Here is a 17,966-nt window from a genome sequence, read left to right as displayed (position 1 = left end):
TTTAGTGCTTAAAACTTTTTGCAAATATAGCTGTTAATTAAAAATCTTAATATTTAGTAAATTTGGAAAAATTAAAAAAATGAAACAAAAACTTTCTTTTTTCCTTTTTCTTTTAAGTGTCGGAATCGCAAATGCACAGGTTGAAGAGAAAAAACTGGATGAATTGGTCCAAAATACCCTAAAAACATTTGATGTTCCGGGAATGTCTGTAGGAATTGTAAAAGACGGAAAATTAATTTATTCAAAAGGTTTTGGAGTACGTTCATTAACGACAAAACAACCGATGGATGATACGACTTTGGTGGGGATTGCATCCAATTCAAAAGGCTTTACGTGTACAGCACTGGCTATTTTAGCCGATGAAGGAAAACTGAACTGGGATGATAGGGTTTCAAAATATATTCCTGAATTTCAAATGTATGATCCATATGTTTCTCAAAATGTAACAATCAAAGATTTGGTGACGCACAGAGCGGGGTTAGGTTTAGGACAGGGAGATCTGATGTTCTTTCCGGAAGGAGGAAGTTTGACGGTGAATGATATCGTTCATAATGTAAGATATTTAAAACCTGAAAATCCTTTCAGAACCACTTTAGATTACAATAATATCATGTTCATCATTGCTGGAGAAGTGATTCACAGAGTGTCGGGATTGAGCTGGGCTGAATTTATCGAACAGAGAATTATGAAACCTGTAGGAATGAATTCAAGTTTCGGAAGTTACAACAGAGCAAAAGCAGTGGCTAATAAAATTGATGCACATGCTCCTGTAGACGGGAAAGCGATTGCTGTTCCTCATGATTGGAATGAAACAGCCAATGCGGCAGGAGGGATTATGAGTAATATTAAAGATATGACGCTTTGGGCAGATTGTTTATTGAATAATTTTACGACAAAAGACGGGAAGAAATTAGTTTCAGATAAAAATGTTCAGCAGCTTTGGAGCCTGCAGATTCCGAGTGGAGTAGCTGCAAAGAATCCTTATGATACAAGTTTTTACGGATATGGAATGGGTTGGTTTTTAAGTGATGTGAAAGGTCACAAACAAGTTCAGCATACTGGAGGATTGATTGGAACGGTAACTCAGTTTACCTTAATTCCGGATATGAAACTGGGAATCGTGGTTTTAACGAACCAACAATCTGGAGCGGCTTTCAATACCATTACAAATACAGTGAAAGATTCTTATTTGGGCATTGCAGACAGAAACTGGCTGAAAACTTATGGAGACCGAATAAAAAAAATGGATGAAGGTTTCGACAAGCAAAAGAAAGACGCTTTTGCCAAATCGGAAGCTTTTAAAAAAGATAAAAACTTGCAGCCAAAATCAGAACAATTTGTTGGAACGTATAATGACAGATGGTTCGGAGATGTGGAAGTTTCTCAACAGGGAAATACCTATAGAATTTTGTGCAAAAATTCTCCAAGATTGAAAGGCGAATTATTACCTTATTCAAATAATTCTTTCATCATTAAATGGGATGACAGAAGCTATGATGCGGATGCCTATATTATTTTTGATTATGATGAAACGGGAAAAGCACAGTCTGCAAGATTGAAACCGATTTCAGATGTTACGGATTTCAGTTTTGACTTTGATGATTTAGATCTGAAAAGAAAATAAAAACAAAAGCTCCAACAATCTGTTGGAGCTTTTTTTATATGCATACAATATTTTTAAATTTTTCCGGGCTCATAAAAAAATAAAAGCTTTTTATTGGCTCCGTCAAAGTCAGCCCAGAAATCACAATCGATTTCAAAACCGGCGACACCGCAGGTTGGGAAATGGAAAATATCTTCAGAAATAGAATTGGCAAAATTTGAGATTCCGTTATTATGAGAGAAAAAAGCTACGGAATTGTGACTGTTATCTAAATCATAAATGACAGATTCAAAATTGCTTTCCGAAGGATTGTACAGTTTTTCATCCGTATTAAAATTAAGCTGATAGGTCTGATTGAAAATTTTACACGTATTCAATGCTCTTACAGCAGGACTCGATACCAGATAATCTATAGAGATATGATTGTCTTTTAGAAATCTGGACATATTCATCGCATCTTCCAATCCTTTATCCGCCAAAGGTCTGTCAAAATCTTCGGTTTCCTCCGGCCAGTCGCTCTTCGCATGTCTTACGAGTATGATTTTCTTCATAATTTAAGTAGTTTGGAAGAATAAAATTATAAAAAAAATAATGGAATAAAACATGATTTATAAAAAAAACTGTGTGTGGAATAAAATCATTAAAATTTACTAAATTTGCAAACTTATGGGACAAATCCTTGCAATAGACTATGGAAAGGCTCGTTGTGGCATTGCTGCAACGGATGATATGCAGATTATTGCCAGTGGTTTGGAGACGGTTCAGACCTCTGTGTTGATTGAATTTTTGAAAAAATATTTTAACGAGAACAGAGTAGATGAAGTGGTAATCGGCCTTCCTGTAGATTTAAGAGGAAATATTTCAGAAGTGGAAACCGATATTTTAAAATTCATAGAAATTTTTCAAAAAGAATTTCCAGAAATAAAAGTGAACCGCTTCGATGAAAGATTTACGTCCAAAATGGCTTCGTTTTTTATTTCCCAAAGTGGAAAAAGCAAAAAACAAAGACAGGAAAAAGGATTAATAGATAAAGTAAGTGCAACCATCATATTGCAGAATTTTTTAGAACAAAGAACAAGATGATTTTACCGATAAGAGCCTTTGGGGATCCTGTTTTGAGAAAAGTAGGAAAGGAGATAGATAAAGATTATCCCGAGTTACAAGAGTTGATAGATAATATGTTCGAAACGATGTACAGTGCTAACGGAATTGGTTTGGCAGCTGAGCAGATCGGACTGGATATTCGTTTGTTTGTCATTGACGTTACTCCTTTGGCGGAAGATGAAGATTATGAAGATATTAAGGATGAACTGGCAGAATTCAAAAAAGTTTTTATCAATGCCAAAATTCTTGAAGAATCTGGTGAAGAATGGAAATTTAATGAAGGATGTCTTTCAATTCCTGATGTGAGAGAAGATGTAAAAAGAAAAAGTACAATTCTTATCGAATATTATGACGAAAATTTCGTTAAGCATACAGAAACTTTTTCCGATATTAGAGCCCGCGTAATTCAGCATGAATATGACCATATAGAAGGAACGCTGTTTACAGATCATCTAAGTGCTTTGAAAAAGAAATTGGTAAAAGGGAAACTTACAAAAATCACTCAAGGGGATGTAAGTATCAATTATAAAATGAGATTCCCAAAATAATTTTGAATTAAAAATAAAAATATTAAACAGCAGAACGCTTTGAGCCGACTGCTATATTCACAAAAAATAAAATTATGCTGTTAGAAAAAATAATTTCAATTTCTGGAAAACCAGGACTTTTCAAGTTAGTTTCTCAATTAAGAAACGGATTTATTATTGAAGACGTTACCACTAAGAAAAAAGTAAGTATTGGTAACTCTAGTCAGGTAAGTTTGCTAGATAATATCGCAATGTTTACATTTGATAAAGAAGTTCCTTTGTTCGAAGTTTTTGAAAATATTGCTAAAAACTACGATTATAAAGAAGCTATTGCTCACAAATCTTCTGATGCAGAATTAAAAGAATTTATGACAGCTTCTCTTCCAAACTACGATACAGAAAGAGTATATGCTTCTGATATCAAGAAATTGGCTCAGTGGTACAATATCCTTCAGAAAGCTGGATATATGACTCCTGAAAGCTTCGTAAAAGCAGAGCCTGAAACATTAGAAGGTGCACCGGCAGAAGAAGTAAGTTTAGAAACTGAAGCTCCGAAAAAAGCAGCTCCTAAAGCTGAAAAACCGGCAGCTCCAAAAATAAAAGCTACTTCAGCAGCGAAAGCAGCTCCAAAAAGTACACACAGAAAGCAAGGATAATTCATTCACTTTGAATTAAAATATAGACCTCGTCCGAAATGGCGAGGTTTTTTTGTTTCAAGACAAAAGAACATTCAAAAAGATTTACCTTAAATTTGTATTACTTTGAATTCTCAATTTATGAATACCAAACAGGAAAAACTAGAAGCTTTCGGAAGATTATTAGACATTATGGACGATTTACGCGAAAAATGTCCATGGGATCAGAAACAGACGTTGCAATCACTCCGTCATTTGACGTTGGAAGAAACGTATGAACTTTCGGATGCTATTTTGCAGGAAGATCTGCTGGAAATAAAAAAAGAGCTCGGAGATGTTCTTTTGCATTTAGTTTTTTATGCTAAAATTGGCTCAGAAAAAGAGAGTTTTGATATTGCAGATGTTATTAATTCACTGAATGAAAAACTGATTTTCCGTCATCCTCATATCTACGGAGATGTAGAAGTGAAAGATGAAGAAGAGGTAAAGCAGAACTGGGAAAAATTAAAATTGAAAGAAGGCAACAAATCTATTTTGGGAGGAGTGCCTAAAAGTTTACCAAGTTTGGTGAAAGCTTACAGAATTCAGGATAAAGTAAAAGGCATTGGTTTTGAATTTCATGATGCAGAAGATGCCTGGAAAAAGGTAGATGAAGAAATTCAGGAGTTTCATGCAGAAACAGATCTTGATAAAAAAGAACAGGAGTTGGGAGATGTATTTTTCTCATTAATCAACTATGCAAGAATTTCGGGGATCAATCCGGATTCGGCGTTGGAAAGAACCAACCTTAAATTTATTTCAAGATTCCAGAAAATGGAAAACCTGGCTTCTGAAGAAAATTTAAAGCTTGCTGATATGTCGTTGGAAGAAATGGATGTTTTATGGGAAAAAGCTAAACGTTTACAATAAATGAAGGTAGAAAACCCGATCCATCATCGATTTCAATATTTATTGGAATTCAAACAAACGGAAAGGAAATGGCATTTTCCTTTTCTTGCCGCGCTGTGCATCGGAAGCTGTCTCCTTATCGGATATTTTTTAGGAAAACCAAATTATGGAGCGCTTTCCAGTTTGGGGGCATTAACGATTTTGTATTTTACTTCGGCTCCGATTACACAAAGAATGATCCATTTGGTGGTTTGTGCATTTGGAATTGTATTTTCATTTACAATAAGTTCGTTTTTTAGTTTTAATGCCTATTGCGCAGCATTATCATTGGGAGTCGTCTCATTTTTAGCCCATTTTATTTCCTCGTATTTTAAAATTCCGCCGCCGGGAAATTTCTTCTTTATCATGGTTGCGGCAATGGCGAGTACTTACAAATTTGATTTAGATTTCATTCCGACCAGAGTGGGACTCGTTGCGATGGGAGCAATTTTATCGTGTTCATTTGCCTTTCTCTATTCGGTTTTTATTGAAAAAAGTACTGGAGTTACTGTTCCGAGGAGAGTATTTAATAAAAGAAGATATACCAAGTTTGTGGAGAGTGCCATTATTGGGTTCTTCATGGCTTCGACTTTAATTGTTGGACATCTGTTGAAATTTGAAAATACGTATTGGATTTCAATTGCTGCTGTTGCAGTTATTCAGGGCAGGAATTTTGAGCATGTACGACAAAGAAATATGCACAGGATTTTAGGAACCTTTATCGGAATTGGTTTTGCGTGGGTGATTCTTTTATTTGAACCTGAAAAGATTGTCATGATCATTATTATCACGATTTTACAGTTTCTGATTGAATTATTAATTGTAAGAAACTATGGTTTTGCGGTGATTTTTATTACCCCACTAACGATTCTTCTGGCAGAAACAGGAAGCGAGGTTCATCATGATCTTGAAAACCTGATGCATGCAAGATTGATTGATACGATTATAGGAAGTTTAATAGGTTTGGTAGCCGGTTTTTTCCTTCACCATCAACAGATTATTAATAACTTAGAGAAAAATATCAGGTTTTCTTATTTCCAGTTTAAAAAATTAAAAAAATAGATATGTTACGTATTGTTGTTTTATCGGCATTTTTGTTGTGGAGCTGTAATCCAAAAGCTCAGGATTCACCGAAGACGGATGAGTTGAAAGTAGAATTTTCGCTGCCTAAAAAGCTGAAAGAAGTTTCGGGAATTGCTTTATCCCAGGATAAAAAAACAATTTGGGCAATAGAAGATCAAGGGAACAAAAATGTGGTCTATGGATTGGATATGCAGGGAAAGCTTGTGAAAGATGTTCAGGTAGAAAATGCTGACAATAACGATTGGGAAGATATTACAAAAGATGCTCAGGGAAATATTTATTTAGGAGATTTTGGAAATAATGATAATAACAGACAGAATCTTTCCATTTTGAAATTGGATCTGAAAGCTCCTTCTCAGGTAACTACAAAGGTAATCCAGACGACAAAATTCCATTATGAAGGACAGACTGAATTTCCACCGAAAAAATCTGACTGGCTATATGATTGTGAAGCTTTCGTAGAAATGGACGGGAATTTTTATCTATTCACCAAGAACAGAAGCAAAGGTTTTGACGGGACTTTCTTAGTTTTCCAGATTCCTAATAAAGAGGGTGACTTTGAAGCGAAATTAATAGGGAGGTTAAAGCTGCAAGGTAAGTACAGTGATGCAGCGATAACTTCTGCGGCGATCAACAGTACAAAAGATAAAATTGTATTGTTAAACCATAAAAATATTCATGTGCTTTCCGGATTTACAGCAAATGATTTTAATACGGCTAAAATCCAGAAAATTTCTTTGAATCATAACTCTCAAAAGGAAGCTGTTGTTTTCCTTGATGATAAAACACTGCTGATAGCTGATGAAAAAGATAAGGATACAGGAGGAAATGTGTATCGTTTTGATTTGAAATAAAAAATAAAATCCGCAGAAGTTATCTGCGGATTTTTTATGTTTAAAAGGTCATTCCTACGCCTGCAGAAATTCTTCCTCCATCTGATCCTGTGAAATAGTTAAGCCTTGCAGAGAATGTTTCCACAACACTCATCCAAAATCCACCTCCGATAGACTGATGCCATTTATTAGAATCTTCATTGGCATTCCAGACTCTACCGATATCATAGCCTACTAAAATTCCCATATTGGCAGGAATAATAGGGTTTCTTACCCTTCCGAAATCCCAACGGACTTCCGAGTTATTGGTGAAGTAAGATTTTCCTGAAAATCGGTCATTTCTGAAAGCTCTCATTCCGTTGTTTCCACCAATACTTGCTGCTTGGTAAAATTCAAAATTACTATTGTTGATCCACATTACATTACTGGAGTTGGCAAAAACGAAATTTCCTCTTTTGTCCAATCGGTGATCGATAGCAAGGGTTCCGTTTAGTGTCAGGAAGTTTCTTTTGGTATCAGTAAGGTTGGTTTTCCAATCAGCGTTGATAAGGAATTCCAAACCTAAAGTTGGAAAGGCTGCGTTATCTAAATTTTTATAACTAAATGTATAATTCACTCCTGCAAATTGCTGGCTGTTGAAAACGCTTTGGTTTACATCTTGAGAATCATCTACAAAACGGTTGCCTTTTCTTTGTACTTTATTGTTCTCAAAAGTAAGCTGAAACTGATGTTGCAGGTTCATCCAGCTTTTTTTAGAAATAGACGGAGCAAAGCTGAATTTAGAAATTCGGGCTCTGTTGTATTCTCTTTCTGTAGTTTCTTTGTCATATGGACTTTCATTTGATAATCCGAAAAAGTTTTCAGAGAAGCGGGGAGTGGTGTATAATGCATCAATATTAAAATCCCATCCATAGATTGCTTTTTTGAATATCCCTTTATAGGCAAGGTTAAATCCAGCCGTAGCTGTATAGAAATTAGCTCTTAAGCTGTGCTTTTGAGTGTATGGATCACGAATAAAATTATTGACCGTATAATTTACCAATGCACCAATGATTACTCCGTCATCAGGATTGTAATCTGCATTAGGATATCCTGCTAAGAAATTATATTTAGGGTGTTTATAATTGTAGGTATTGATATCATAATCATCCGAAATATTTTTTGTTCCTCCGCCATTGTATGTGTTTTTCTGTGATTTAAAATCATAGATTTTTACTTTGCTTCCGTTAGCAATATTGTAGGTGTCGTGATTGTAGCCTCCAATCAATCTAATGTTCATTTTTGGATGGCCATCTCCTGAAACTTCGTAAATATCATCATCTTCCAATCCATATACCCAAAGTTCTTTGGTTTTGGAGTCATCATACGTTTTTTCAAAAAAAAGCTCTGGATTTTCTTTGTTTTTATCTAATTTATACTGTTGTACGTGTACCGAATTTCCTGTTTTGGTAATGACAAATTTATCAGGGTTTACAGTTCCGGCTAACGAAATTTTTTCCTGCAATACGTCATAATATTGAGCCGCATAATGCTGCAGTTTTGTCTTTCGGGTTTTTAAATGTTGCTGTATTCCTGTAATGGTTTCATCCTGTACTTCTTTCGGAAGGTTGGTAAATGCCTCATCAATATTTTTATCAGTAAGATGTTCCTGAATATATTTTGCCTGCGCAATCCAGTCTTCTTGAGTAGCTCCTTTTAAAAAGATTAAATCTAATGGATAAGGTTCCATATTCATCCATTTCACATTTTTAATATCCCCTTTAAAGGTTGTCATGTGACGGATTGCCGGAATATTCATAATGATCTTGAAAGCGGCGCCATCATATTTACTGAAAGCCTGATCCCTGTCTCGAGGAATAGGTTTGTAAATGACTTTGTCACCATCTTCATATTCTGCCCATTTCCATTGATCGGAATGTCTGTCCCAGTCACCAATAAGAATGTCAAAAATCCTTGCGCGGATGTAAGACTCTTTATCGATTGAATATTTATAGCTTTTATTTAAATTTTTAAGAACATCGTCTGTAGAAAGGATATCTTTTGCATTGTCCAATGAAGCCAAAGTTTTAGGATCCGCAGAAAAACGTTCCTCAATCATGTACATTTCATCGCCATACGATTTATTATACTCGCCTAATGCCTGTTGTTTAGGAATATAATATAATCTTGGATTAGTGTGTGGAATATTCAGTTTTTCAGCCATACTTCCTACTGAAAAGGGCGTGAAAGGATGGTTGGTTGTATAAAAATCCAATAAAAACTTATCTGGGAAAGTATTGTTAAGCTCATTTCCGAAAGTACTTTTTTTGAAAGCCATATTGTTTAGAAAGCGGACAGCGCTTTTTTTAACGCCTCTCATAACAAATTCCTGCCCGTCTTCTGCTTTCAGGCGCAAACTGTTCGACTGATTTCCTCCTCCTTCACGGAAGGGTGTATAACCGCCGTCAAGGGTAGAAATATTTGCGGTAGGAGCTTCAATTGGCATTCCGTAATACTTTCTGTAATGTTCTCCCCAAAGCCATCTGTAAATAGGTCCTTTTTCCGTTAATTTCTTAGGGTAGATGGTAGAAGTGACAGTAGCAGGAAATGAATTCGGATAATTGTTGATGAACTCTTTAGGTTTTTCAATCACCTGAACATGCGCAAGTTTGGCAATAGTATTATCTTTTGTTGAAAAATATTCAACATCAGAGCTCTGGTCTTTTCGGATATTTAAAACGGCAAAACCGCTTCCGCCGTAGGAAAAATCTGTTTTTGATCCGATTGTTGAAGGATCAGTTTTTGAACCTGCTCCACTGATGATCTGTCGGATATTTCTCTCTTCATGATATTGAAGATTATGATCATGTCCGGAAACAAAAATAATATTTTCTTTATCCTGAACGATACTTTTTAACCGATTGGCAAGATCAGCATAATGTTGGTTATTAATATCTGCAGGATTGGCTCCGGAAGAGCTTCTCAAAATATTGATAATACTGGCAACTCCGGGAAGAGGAATTTTACTTTGTACAGGGAAAAGATGAGATGCCGCTGAATTATACCCTGCGTGGGTTCCACTGCTGATAACAGGGTGATGGAGTGCGACAATAATTCTTTTGTCCTGATTTTTATTGACTAAGTCTTTGAATTCAACGAAGAGGTCTTCGCGGGTTTTGATATCACAATTTTTATTAATTCCGGGATAATTATCCCAGTTTGCCAATACCCATTCTGAGTCGATGATGATTAATTTAATATCTTTTGTTAAACTGATATCATCAATGGCGCATGAGTTTTTCGGAAGAAAAGCTTTTTTGTCATTAAAATAATTCTTCACAAGCTCTTCCTGTGCTTTCAGTCCGTCTAAGCCACTGTACCAATCATGATTTCCGGGAATTACTAATGTTTTTCCTTTGAAATTCTTGGTAATATTCAGCTGATTCTCCAGTTTTTGTTTTGCTAAAGTATAGCTGTCGTCCGATTCTTTAGGCATTCCGTTCGGGTAGATATTATCTCCTAAAAAGATCAGCATAGAGTTTTTATCGGCAGAGTCGAGCTTGGTTTTTAGAAAATCCAATGTCTGCTGAGATTGTGGTTCATCTGCATTTCCAGCATCACCTACCAGAAAAATTTTGAAATCATTTTCTGTATTGATGTCAGAATGTTGTATTTCAGATAAGTTTTTACCCTTTTTTACGTTATATGTTGCGCAGGAATAGAGAACTCCGGCAGACAATACGGTTCTTAGGACAACAGACGTATTTTTTAGATGAGTTTTCAAGGATAAATTCATAAATTTACAATAACAAAATTTCAGTGATGAGCATTTTACAAAAAGCCAAAGATTATGTCGAAATCTTATTCAAAGATAAGTTATCTTCGGTATATTTTTATCATAATTTTATTCATACTACTTATACAGTAAACAAGGCTGAAGAAATCTTGAAGCATACACCGGTTTCCAAGGAAGATCAGGAGAAGGTATTGCTTGCTCTTTGGTTTCATGATACAGGCTACATAGAGTGTGCCAACAATCATGAGGAAAAAGGAGTAGAGATCATGCAGGAGTTTTTGAAAAAAGAAAATTATCCCGATGATTATATTGAGGATATTACCAAGCTTATTTTAGCAACTAAAATTACGTATGAACCTCAGAATCTGCTGGAACAGATTGTAAAAGATTCGGATTGTAGCCATTTTGCAAGTCATGACTATAGTGATATTTCAGATGCATTAAGAAAAGAGTGGGAGCTTACCAATGTAAGATGTTTCTCTAATGATGAATGGAATGCTGGAAACCTAGATATGCTTAAGAATAAGCATAAATTCTATACGGAATATGCAAAACAAAACTGGCAGCCTTTGAAGGAAAAAAACATAAAAAAAATCGAAAAGAAATTGGATAAAGAAGATACTAAAAAAGAATCTTCAGAAAATAAAAAAGAAAAAGAGCCTAAATCTGACAGAAGTGTAGATACATTATTCAGAGTCACTTTGAGTAATCATACAAGATTGAGTGATATTGCAGACAGCAAAGCCAATATTTTACTGTCTGTAAATGCGATTATCATTTCAGTTTGTCTTTCCGTACTGGTTCCAAAACTGGATACTCCGAAAAATTCTCATTTGATTATTCCGAGTTTTATCCTTTTGTTATCGGCTGTTTTAACGATCATATTTGCAATTTTATCAACAAAACCGAATGTGACAAAAGCAAGGTTTACGATGCAAGATGTTGCCGATAGAAAAGTAAATCTTTTATTCTTCGGAAATTTTAACAGCATGATTTTCGATGATTATCAAAGTGCTATGAATATTCTGATTAAAGACCGCGATTATATTTATGATTCGATGGTGAAAGATTTGTATTATTTAGGAAAAGTGCTTGACAGAAAATACAGGCTTTTGTCTGTCACGTATAAAATCTTTATGGCCGGAATCATCATTTCCGTATTGTCTTTCGGATATGCTTTCCTTACTCTGTAAATTGTAAAACTTAGATAAATAATGATTGTAAGACAGCGTACCAATTGGCTGAAAATGCTTTTTATATGGAGAGGATCCGTATTAAAGAAAATTATTGTTCAACTTCTTACCATTACGTTGTTTTCTTTGGCTATTTATTTTTTCAAAGGAAAGATATTTGATTACAAAGTTCATCTCAATCCTACGATTTTTACGTTAATAGGTCTTGCTTTGGCAATTTTCATGGGATTTTGCAATACGGCGAGCTATGACCGTTATTGGGAAGGAAGAAAACTTTGGGGATTATTGGTAATTGAAACGAGATCTTTAACCCGTCAGATTTTATCGTTGATAGATGGTCCTCAAAATGAAGAAAAACAGAAAATCGTAAAACTTATTTCCGCCTTTTGTTGGTCATTGAATTATCAGTTAAGAAATAAATCCGGAACAGAGCATTTGGAGAGATTGCTTTCTCCGGAGCAAATGGATAAATTAAACGGTAAAAAATTCATTCCCAATATTATTTTAGGATTTATTGCAGATTGGAGCAAAGAGCAGAACCGAAAAGGAAATATTGATACCATTGTTTTGACTCAGCTTGATCATCAATTAAATCAATTCTCGAGTATTTCGGGAGGCTGCGAAAGGATTTATAATACACCGTTACCTTTTGCGTATAGCGTTTTATTGCATCGTACTGTTTATTTTTATTGTTTCTGGCTGCCTTTCGGATTGGTGGATACGTTGGGCTGGATGATGCCTTTGATCGTTGGTTTAATCAGTTATACCTTTATTGCATTAGATGCGATTATCCAGGAAATTGCAGAACCTTTTGGAGAAGAGGAAAATGATCTTGCCCTGAACAGCATTTGCAGAACAATTGAGTTTTCTATTTTTGAGCAGGCAGAAATTCCACAAGGGGAACTTCAAAAATCTGATTCTTATTTTATTGATTAATCCTGTATTACAAGAGAAACTCTTAAAGCTAAAAGTCCGGTAATTCCTTGTAGATCTTCTACTTTTAAGAATTCGATATCATGTTGCAGAATATTTTTAGACTGCAATTTATTGATGTATTCCAGATATTCTTTTTGATTTTCCATTCCGAAATAGACGATCGTTACTTTTCCGGGACAGGTAATTCTTTCCGAAGAATCTTTTATATGAGCCTTGTCCAGACGTTTTTTGATGATCTCGTAATAAGAATTGTAAGCCCCATCTATATCAAAACGTTTTTCATCCATTCGGAAACGGATGTCTATTTTTTCATTGTATACAAATATTAAAGAAGCAATATCTAAAGCAACCGGCAGGTTCGGCTTGAAAACCTGGAATTCTTGTTCCACTTTACAAACTGTTTTTAATTGCCAATATCTTAACCGGTGAACTACTTTTGAGGTATAATGCAATTCTGGAGCGATTGTACTGCCTATAAACAGATTGTGCTCAACTCCGTCAGATTTAAATCTTTCATAGTAATGGGGAAAGATTTGTTGTGCCTTGACTTGGCTTTCATCTAAAATATCTGCCAGTTTTCGGTTTACCAAAGTAATCGATTCATCCAGACTTTTTCTGTGGCTATAAAAAAGATGGTTTTGACTGAGTACTTTCGAGAAATATTCTTTGATCTTAGATTTTATTTCTTTCGTACTCTTTATTTCGAGTTTTCCTTGTAAAAAAGGGTGAATTTCGTCCCTTAAAAGCCTTTGAAAACGTTGTTCTGTATCTGCTTTGATGTCATTATTCAATTCATTTTCAAAAATATCCAATGCCAGTAAATATTTCTCCGAATCTGAATTGATCATAGAAAAAAGATCGTGAAGGCTTTCTATCTGTTCATTCAAGTCTTCAAGCATGAGTTTATAACGCTTTTCAGAAGAAGAACGGATATCAGAAAAACTAAACAGAGGAGTCAAGTTTTTAAACGAAATCTGTTTCAGCGTGTACATCTTTCTCCCTAAGAATGCATTGTAATATTTTTCGGCTTCACTTCTGAATTTCCAGACAACACTGTCGTGAATGGTGGTGTATTCTCTTTGGATGATTGCCTCAATCTGATTATTTCTTTCAAAATTAAATCGGCTCAAAGAAAAAAGAATCATATCGGCAAAAAACTCAAGCTTTTTCAGTTTCAATCCGTTAAAACTATTAGCTAAAGGAGAAGTAAACTCCATAATAGCAAGAAGTTCATTATCTTTCATGATAGGAATTACCATGAAACTGTTGATGTTATTATCTTTTAAAATATTAAATGAAGGAAGTTTTTTTATTTCTTCATCCAAATGATCAACATTTGAAACAACCACGGGTTTCGAGTTGTGGCTTAAGTTCGTAAAAGTACTTTCTCTCACTTCCTGATCAAAAGTGTTGATCCAGAAATCAAGAATATGATTGGTGAAAACATTCTCATAAATAGGAACTTTTTCCAGTCTCTTTTCCTTTTTGTTGAAAAGCATCAAGCCAAAATTAAGCTCCGAAACATCGAAATAAGATTTAAAAATTTCTTTTAAATTCTCATCGGGAATCAGGTTTTCCGGATCAATTTTAATCATGGTAGATTTGAGATCCGATAAGGCTACTTCAGAAGTACAGTCTACTAAAGAAATAATGGTAAATCCGCTCAATATCCATGATTTTGAAGGGAAGTACTTTTTCCATAATGCAATATCATCCAAATTTTCTAAAAGCATGTCTATCACAGCTTCTGAAGGAATTAAAGCATCCTCAGTAGGAAAAACTTCCGAAAAATCTGAATTTACTGTAATTTTATAATGCTTCATGATTCCCTGTTTATTGGGAATATCATAATAAAATGGAAGGCTGCTTTTGATATCTCTTTTGAAATAGGTTTGCAGGATAAGACATGAGCAGAACACATAGAACTCATCATCATTAATATTTCTGAGCTCAATTTCAAAGTCTTTTCCGGCATCTTTCAAAATGTTTTTAAAGCGTTCTGTATAATTGAACGTAACATTTGAAAGCGGAATACTTGCTGCCTTTATTTCATTATTTGTTAATCCGGTAGGGAAGAGGTCGGCAAGTAAAAGCCTTATAATATCTTCATATTTATCTAATAAAGACACATCCTGAAAGCCGTTTTTTAATTCCTGAAAATTGTTGGTTTTTTCGATCAACGACTCTGCATAATTTGCACGGTACTCTAATCTGTCATTATAACGGATATGTTCTAACACGTCCAAATATTTTTTGAACGATATATAAACCTGAAAAGGAGCGTCTTTTTTATAAAGGTCTGCCAACAACTGAAATTTAGAGTAAAGTTATGAAAAAAATAGGTTTTCTGGGGAACTTAGACGAAGAGAAATGTGAGATTTAGGAGATATTGAAAACTATTGGGAATTATATTTTATAAAAATAAGTAAAACCGAAAATAATTATGGTTGTAATAATTGTAATGGAGAAATTAAAGAAAAATTTTAATTTATTTTTGATATTTATTTTTATGATTTTAATAATTATTTAATGTAAATTTATTAATTGTGTAAAAGTTTTTTTTAGCTGTTTTATTTGGGTTTTATATTTTTAAACTCTTTTTTAATGGTTGTTTTATAGATTTTATTTGTTTTTTTAATCATCTTTAGTGTATTGTCGAATTTTAAATAAAATCAAATAAATTATTGTATGTGTATAAAATTAAATGTTAAAGTTTTTTTTCACATGATATCTAATTGTATCTTTGCGCGGATTTTGAGAAAAAGACTTTGTTTTAAGATTTTTTAACAAAGAGTAATCTATAATATTACAATAATAAATCACATTATATTATGAAGAGAATACTATCTTATTTTGCTGCAGCATCTCTATTAGTAGCCGTTTCGTGTAGAAATGATGAGGCAGATCTACAAAATGATCCTGAAAAAGGTCTTATTTTGAATACTGATGCACAGTCATTAAGTAAAAGAATCAGTTTTGCCAATTCAGGTGTAATTGATATGAAACCGAGTACTGGTGGTAAAACATCATTGGCAGGTAATTTTCCTTTAGTTTTAGTTGCTGAGGTTGCTCCTCCTGAATATAATGGTAAAAAGCTTCGTGCGACTCATGTTGCGTTGGAAGGAAATTACGCTTATGTTTCATATAATACGGAAGGAGAAACTTATCTAGGAGCGGTTGAAGTGATTAACATTAGCAATCCTAACGCACCGCAATTGGTGATGCAGGCTATTTTGCCTAATACGGATGTAAGCTCGGTACGTTATGATGACGGAAAATTATATATTGCGGGTGCAAAAGATATTTATGCTTCCGGAGCTTCTTCTCCTGCTTTTGTTGGGAGTATGACTCTTAATGGCGGAATGTTGGGGAATGCTTTTCAGGAGACTTTCTTAACAGGGAAGGTAGGGACTGATGTAGCGTCTAATGGTACTAAATATTATGCAGTTACCGGAGCAACCGGAGTATTAGCGCAATTGAATAAAAATAATCAGCAGGTAGAATTTTCTATTTCTCTTAATGATTTAAGAGCATTAGGATACAACAATAATAAAATTGTTGTTCTTAGTGGTACGGAAGGGGTGAAAGTATATGATGCGAATGGTCTTAACTTGATTACTTCTTTTGCAACTTCTACGGATGTTGTTGATGCTAAGAGAACGATCGACTTTATAGATGGTAAATTGCTGGTTTCAGAAGGGTATAATGGAGTCGGTGTTTATAATTTAACTTCCGGGGCAAAACTTCAAAAACTTGCTCTTCCAACCAATCTTACAGGAGTAGATCCGTCTGATGTTGTAAGCAATGCGGTTTCGGTAAATGAAAATCGTGTTTTTGTAGCAAATGGTGGTGCTGGTCTTTATGTATATCAACCGGATAATGCGGATCTTAAATTAATGGGATCTCTTGATTTAAGCGGTTCTTCAAATTTTGTTGTAAGTAGAGGAGAATATATTTTTGTTGCCACAGGAGCAGGAGGATTAAAAATTATTAAAACAGTAGCACCTACTAACGGAACAATAGATTGTACAGCATATCCTGTGTATAACGGTAGCGACTGGTTGAATGTAAATTCAGGTCAGATTCTTGAATATTCAGGAACGAAAAGCTTACAGGGAATTAATGTAAACCAAACGTTGACATGGTGTGGTGCGCTTACAGCGTCTCAAGGGGTAAATATCAACAGCAATGCTACTTTTAATATGTATGGTAAATTATACCAGGGAATGCAAAGTAATCCATGGAATTCTCTAAACATCAATAGCGGAGCACTTTTAAATCTTAAAGGAGATCTTACAGTTTACGGACATATGATTTTAAACAGTAATGCTAACTGGAAGATACAAGGAAATGTAACGATCCTAGGAAATCTAACCATCAATCAAGGTTCTAAAATTGAATTTGTAGGAAGCAGTTCTTCAATCACAATTAATGGAACGGTTACTAAAAACGGAACTTCTACGATTACGGGAACTTATAATGATGTGAACCATAAGTTGTAATTATCATTTTTCATTATAAAAAAGCCACCTCTTCAGGTGGCTTTTTTATTTTTAAAAGGCTTATAAATAGTATTTTTATTGATTGCATTTTCTTAGAATGATTTCTTCTGCATTGCTTTCCTGCTGAAAATTGGTTTCTTTGAATTCTCTTTTCTTTGTTTTCTTATTATAAAATCCATACCAATAGAAATACATGGTATTGTCGTTAATCATTTTGATATAGGCAATTGGTTCATTATTCATGTATTCTTTCCAGTTCAATCCTCTACCGATTTCACCTATGTCTTCTGGAATTTCTTTTAGCGTATAAGCGATACCTTTTTCATAATCATATCTTTTAAGTTCAGACATATCAATATAGATTTGATTGTATAGAAGGATTAAAGATGCCTCTTTACCACTAATAGATAAGCTACCAACTCCTTTTTTACAGTCTACCATCCATGTTCCTTCGGCAGAATATTTTTTGTTCTGGACTACTGAATTAATTTCATGATCACTTTTTTGAAGTACTTTCTCTATTATCTGACTTTTATGTTTTTTTAATGTATCATTTTTGTCCGATACTTTTTTGATTACATTTTGGCTATCATTCTTTTGACAGGAAAAAAATGATAGTGCGATCAAAAGGATAGAACTTGATATTTTTTGCACTAAAATTATTTAATTGTATTGATTATTTGATTCTACTTTTATGAACATAGCCTTGTTTACCATTCTTTGTTTTCACAAGCCACCAATCTCCCGAATTATCTAAAACTTCGATTTGTTCTCCTGAATTTATTTTTTCTACAACTTCAGATGAGGTATTCTTATCCTTTCTGAGATGAACTTGCAACTATTTTTGA

General features: G+C 34.2%; 15 protein-coding genes. 10 read left to right on the top strand and 5 right to left on the bottom strand.

Going from position 1 to position 17,966, the window contains the following annotated elements:
• The first annotated feature begins 79 nt into the window (after positions 1–79).
• Positions 80–1,624: a serine hydrolase gene (locus tag RM51_RS16390; RefSeq protein ID WP_039372147.1), complete on the top strand. Its 1,545-nt coding sequence runs from the start codon at positions 80–82 to the stop codon at positions 1,622–1,624.
• Positions 1,625–1,677: 53 nt separating this feature from the next.
• Here the strand turns inward: RM51_RS16390 and RM51_RS16385 are convergent, their stop codons facing one another.
• Positions 1,678–2,154 carry a SixA phosphatase family protein gene (locus tag RM51_RS16385; protein WP_039372145.1) on the bottom strand — a complete coding sequence of 159 codons (477 nt, stop codon included), beginning with the start codon at positions 2,152–2,154 and terminating at the stop codon, positions 1,678–1,680.
• A 115-nt stretch (positions 2,155–2,269) separates the two neighbouring features.
• Here RM51_RS16385 and ruvX point away from each other — a divergent pair, with 115 nt between their 5' ends.
• The 6 genes from ruvX to RM51_RS16355 all read left to right on the top strand — a co-directional run bounded on the left by ruvX (position 2,270) and on the right by RM51_RS16355 (position 6,733).
• Positions 2,270–2,686: a Holliday junction resolvase RuvX gene (ruvX, locus tag RM51_RS16380; RefSeq protein WP_039372144.1), complete on the top strand. Its 417-nt coding sequence runs from the start codon at positions 2,270–2,272 to the stop codon at positions 2,684–2,686.
• Positions 2,683–3,255, top strand: a complete 573-nt coding sequence (gene def / locus RM51_RS16375; protein ID WP_039372141.1) for a peptide deformylase — start codon at positions 2,683–2,685, stop codon at positions 3,253–3,255. The genes ruvX and def overlap by 4 nt, the downstream gene beginning before the upstream one ends.
• A 74-nt stretch (positions 3,256–3,329) precedes the next feature.
• A complete protein-coding gene (locus RM51_RS16370) occupies positions 3,330–3,890 on the top strand; it encodes a DUF5606 family protein (protein ID WP_039372138.1) in 561 nt (186 codons plus the stop codon).
• Positions 3,891–4,010: 120 nt separating this feature from the next.
• Positions 4,011–4,778 carry a nucleoside triphosphate pyrophosphohydrolase gene (gene mazG / locus RM51_RS16365; RefSeq protein WP_039372136.1) on the top strand — a complete coding sequence of 256 codons (768 nt, stop codon included), beginning with the start codon at positions 4,011–4,013 and terminating at the stop codon, positions 4,776–4,778.
• A complete protein-coding gene (locus RM51_RS16360) occupies positions 4,779–5,858 on the top strand; it encodes an FUSC family protein (RefSeq protein WP_039372134.1) in 1,080 nt (359 codons plus the stop codon). It abuts the gene before it with no gap.
• 2 nt (positions 5,859–5,860) lie between these two features.
• On the top strand, positions 5,861–6,733 hold the full coding sequence (locus tag RM51_RS16355) for a hypothetical protein (RefSeq protein ID WP_039372132.1): 873 nt from the start codon (positions 5,861–5,863) through the stop codon (positions 6,731–6,733).
• 40 nt (positions 6,734–6,773) lie between these two features.
• Here the strand turns inward: RM51_RS16355 and RM51_RS16350 are convergent, their stop codons facing one another.
• Positions 6,774–10,487 carry a metallophosphoesterase gene (locus RM51_RS16350; protein WP_039372130.1) on the bottom strand — a complete coding sequence of 1,238 codons (3,714 nt, stop codon included), beginning with the start codon at positions 10,485–10,487 and terminating at the stop codon, positions 6,774–6,776.
• A 26-nt stretch (positions 10,488–10,513) separates the two neighbouring features.
• On the opposite strand from RM51_RS16350, the gene RM51_RS16345 reads away from it, so the two are divergent.
• Both RM51_RS16345 and RM51_RS16340 read left to right on the top strand, forming a co-directional pair.
• Positions 10,514–11,680, top strand: coding sequence for a Pycsar system effector family protein (locus RM51_RS16345; protein WP_039372127.1), 1,167 nt, complete (start codon positions 10,514–10,516; stop codon positions 11,678–11,680).
• Between the two features lie 21 nt (positions 11,681–11,701).
• The gene (locus RM51_RS16340; RefSeq protein ID WP_039372125.1) at positions 11,702–12,616 is read left to right on the top strand and encodes a bestrophin family protein; all 915 of its coding nucleotides are present in this window, start codon (positions 11,702–11,704) and stop codon (positions 12,614–12,616) included.
• Here RM51_RS16340 and RM51_RS16335 read toward each other — a convergent pair.
• Entirely contained in the window at positions 12,613–14,856 is a 2,244-nt protein-coding gene (locus RM51_RS16335) for a GAF domain-containing protein (protein ID WP_228375827.1), read from the bottom strand. The two genes, RM51_RS16340 and RM51_RS16335, sit on opposite strands and share 4 nt — an antisense overlap.
• A gap of 591 nt (positions 14,857–15,447) precedes the next feature.
• Between RM51_RS16335 and RM51_RS16330 the strand changes: the two genes are divergently transcribed.
• Positions 15,448–17,118: an LVIVD repeat-containing protein gene (locus RM51_RS16330; RefSeq protein WP_039372121.1), complete on the top strand. Its 1,671-nt coding sequence runs from the start codon at positions 15,448–15,450 to the stop codon at positions 17,116–17,118.
• A gap of 75 nt (positions 17,119–17,193) precedes the next feature.
• Here RM51_RS16330 and RM51_RS16325 read toward each other — a convergent pair whose 3' ends face one another.
• Entirely contained in the window at positions 17,194–17,772 is a 579-nt protein-coding gene (locus RM51_RS16325) for a hypothetical protein (RefSeq protein ID WP_131667088.1), read from the bottom strand.
• 22 nt (positions 17,773–17,794) lie between these two features.
• Positions 17,795–17,956, bottom strand: coding sequence for an SH3 domain-containing protein (locus tag RM51_RS19315; protein WP_084111183.1), 162 nt, complete (start codon positions 17,954–17,956; stop codon positions 17,795–17,797).
• Positions 17,957–17,966: the final 10 nt, after the last annotated feature.

The organism is Chryseobacterium taiwanense (assembly GCF_000813825.1).
GTDB lineage: Bacteria > Bacteroidota > Bacteroidia > Flavobacteriales > Weeksellaceae > Chryseobacterium > Chryseobacterium taiwanense.
Note: the sequence above shows the minus strand (reverse complement) of the source record. Positions and strands in the feature narration are given on the sequence as shown.